Source organism: Sphingomonas sp. Leaf21 (genome assembly GCF_916858675.1).
Lineage (GTDB): Bacteria > Pseudomonadota > Alphaproteobacteria > Sphingomonadales > Sphingomonadaceae > Sphingomonas.
In genome coordinates, this window is sequence record NZ_CAKASM010000052.1 from 1 (window position 1) to 1,219 (window position 1,219).

At 60.3% G+C, this 1,219-nt stretch carries 1 protein-coding gene; it reads left to right on the forward strand.

Annotated elements, in window-relative coordinates:
* Window positions 1-59: 59 nt before the first annotated feature.
* Window positions 60-1,201 (forward strand): IS3 family transposase gene (locus LRP66_RS18185; protein WP_230484008.1). Its coding sequence is split into 2 segments (ribosomal slippage): window positions 60-300 and window positions 300-1,201, totalling 1,143 coding nucleotides; the frame shifts between segments, so codons are not numbered across the junction.
* The last annotated feature ends 18 nt before the right edge of the window (window positions 1,202-1,219 follow it).

The following is a 1,219-nucleotide window of genomic DNA, read 5'->3' on the forward strand; positions in this document are numbered from 1 at the left end:
TGAGTAGCCCCTAGATTTCTGGACGCCTCGGGTCCTAATTTTGAGGACAGGAGGCGACGATGGGGAAACCCAATTTCAGCGATGAGTTCAAGCGTGACGCAGTGGTGCAGATCACGGAGCGGGGTTACCCGGTAGCGGAGGTTTCGCAGCGCCTCGGCGTCAGCCCACACTCGCTGTATGCGTGGAAGAAGCGGTTTGCGAAGGTCGCGTCGGGCGACGGCAATAAGGACGCAGAGATCCGCCAGTTGAAGCGCGAGTTGGCTCGGGTGACCGAGGAGCGCGACATCTTAAAAAAAGCCACCGCGTATTTCGCCAGGGATGCCAAGTGAGATACGCGTTTGTTGCCGAGCATCAGAACCAGTTTGGCGTCCGCGCGATGTGCCGGTGCCTGGCGATCCAGCCCAGCGGTTTTTACGCCTGGCGCAAAGCGCCGCTGAGCCGGCGAGCGCAAGAAGATGCTCGGCAGATTGCATTGATCCGGCAGGCCTGGAGTGACAGCGGCAAGGTCTATGGGTATCGAAAGTTGCACGACGATCTGCTCGATCAGGGCGAGACCTGTTGTCCCAATCGCGTTGCCCGCCTGACCAACCTGGCAGGCATCAAGGCGCAGATCGGCTACCAGCGGCGTCCAGGCAGTTCAGGAGGAAGGCCTTCGGCCGTCGCTGCCAACACGTTGGATCGGCAGTTCGACGTGCCGCAGGCTGATCGCGCCTGGGTGACGGACATCACCTATATCCGCACGATGGAGGGCTTCGCCTATCTGGCGGTCGTGCTCGATCTGTACTCCCGTCGCGTGGTGGGATGGTCGTTGCAAAGCCGTCAGACAACCGATGTTGTTTTGCAGGCGCTGCACATGGCGGTCTGGCGGCGTAAGCCGAAGTGTCGGGTGCTGATCCATTCAGACCAGGGATCGCAGTTCACGAGCATGGACTGGGCTGCCTTCATCCGCGCTCACAATCTTGAGCACTCGATGAGCCGACGCGGCAACTGCCACGACAATGCCGTGGCCGAGAGCTTCTTCTCCTCGCTCAAGCGTGAGCGCATCCGGCGTCGGACCTATAAAACCCGCGACGAAGCCCGGCAGGACGTGTTCGATTACATCGAGATGTTCTACAACCCGGTCCGCAAGCATGTCAGGAACGGGATGCTGTCGCCCGTCGAGTTCGAACGGCAGCAGGCTTTGATGGCTCAAGGCGTCTAGAAAACTAGGGGCTACTCA